Source organism: Streptomyces sp. SID1328 (assembly GCF_009865595.1).
GTDB lineage: Bacteria > Actinomycetota > Actinomycetes > Streptomycetales > Streptomycetaceae > Streptomyces > Streptomyces griseoluteus.
Window position 1 is genome coordinate 1 of the sequence record NZ_WWKH01000158.1, and the last position, 1713, is coordinate 1713.

1 protein-coding gene and 1 pseudogene are annotated in these 1713 nt (G+C 74.6%); both read left to right on the forward strand.

Annotated features, from left to right (window positions below):
* Positions 1–410: pseudogene (locus GT030_RS04770) on the forward strand (sugar phosphotransferase); the annotation flags it as partial.
* The coding region (locus tag GT030_RS37280; protein WP_161199982.1) for a stealth family protein at positions 407–1713 on the forward strand (1307 nt) is incomplete at its 3' end. The pseudogene GT030_RS04770 and the gene GT030_RS37280, both read left to right, overlap by 4 nt.

Consider the following 1713-nt stretch of genomic DNA (forward strand, 5'->3'; position numbering starts at 1 on the left):
CGCACCGCGTCGAGGCCCTCGCCCGCCTCGCCGAGAAGGGCACCCCCCTCCCCGAGGCGCCGGACGCCCAGCGGGCGGCCACCGCGCCCGGCACCCATCCGCTGGACGGCGTGGCCCACCACTTCGGCCGGCTCCATGCCCTCGCCGACCCCTCCGGCGAGGCGTCGGTCACCCTGCACGCGGCGCTGCCCGCCCTCCCCGTCCATCTGCGACGGCTGCTGGCGCGCCGGGACACCCAGCAGATCCAGCTGACCGGACTCGGCACCGACGCGGCGCTGGCCGGCGGCGGTACCGCGGCGGTCGTCGACTTCCTGCACCGCTACTTCCCCGTACCCAGCCCCTTCGAGCGCGGCCCCGGAGCACCTTCGGCGCCCGTCGACTCCTCGCGGAAGGTGGTCCCTCAGAGGTGAGCACGGCCAATCCCGAGGCGTCGGCGCCGCTCCAGGCGTACCGGGCCGTCGTCCCCGCCGTGGTCAGACGCCGGGTGGCGCGCAAGGTGCCGACCGGTCTGCGCGCGGCGCTGAAGCGGCTGCTGCGGCGGCTGCACGCCCTCGGCTTCCTCACCCGGCGGCTGCGCGCCGTGCGCGCCCGGCGCCGCTGGCCCCAGCTCCGTACCTTCGAGCGGGGTCCCGGACTCGCGGCCGTGCCCGGCAACCGGATCGCCGTGGTGCGGTCCGCCGTCTCCCCGCTGGAGCTGCGCGAGGACAATCTGGAACGCGTGGTGAGCGCCCTGGAGCGGGCCGATGTCGACCACTTCGTGATCCGGGGCACCAGCGACCTGCGCTCGTGCGTCGCCGTCTCGGCGGCCGACCGCGAGCAGGTCGCGGAGCTGCTCGGCCGGTTTGGCGCCGCGGGGCCCGTCTACGTACAGCCGCGCCGGGGCGAGTCCGCCGCCGGGCAGGCGGTGCTGTGCGGCTCGCGGCATGCCGCGCGAGCGGCGCGGGAGGCGGACGTGCTGCGCGTCGGCTCGGTCTGGAGCCACCCCGCCAAGACCCTGGTGCTGGGCCTGGAGCACGGCTGCGACCTGGAGTTCTGGCAGCCCGGCGAGGACCGTCTTGTCGCCCCGCGGCCCAACCGGATCACCGAGGAGGTCGCGTTCGGCGAGCCCCTGGTCACCCTGCCCGCCAGCAGGCTGACCAGCTTCGCCGCGCCGCCCACCCGCCGCACCCGGCCGGTGCGCACCCTCGCGGCCAGTGCCGAGCGCCTCCCGGAGGACGTCCGGTTCCCCATCGACGCCGTCTACACCTGGGTCGACGGCAGCGACCCCGCCTGGCTGCGCCGCCGTGCCGCCCACGGCGACACGGGCTACCACGCGGAGTCCGCCAACGCGGCCCGGTACATCAGCCGCGACGAACTGCGCTACTCCCTGCGCGCGCTGGAGCAGAACGCGCCCTGGATCAGGCGCGTCCACCTGGTCACGGACCGGCAGCGCCCGGCCTGGCTCGACGACAGCCATCCCCGGATCACCGTGGTCGACCACTCCGAGATCTTCGACGACCCCGCCGCGCTGCCCACCTTCAACTCACACGCGATCGAGAGCCGGCTGCATCACATCAAGGGCCTGTCCGAGCACTTCCTTTACTTCAACGACGACATGTTCCTCGGCCGCCCGGTCACCCCGCAGGACTTCTTCCTCTCCAACGGGATGAGCCGCATCTTTTTCTCCCCGTCCCAGGTCCCGCACTGGGGGAACCCGACGGTGGACCGCCCGGT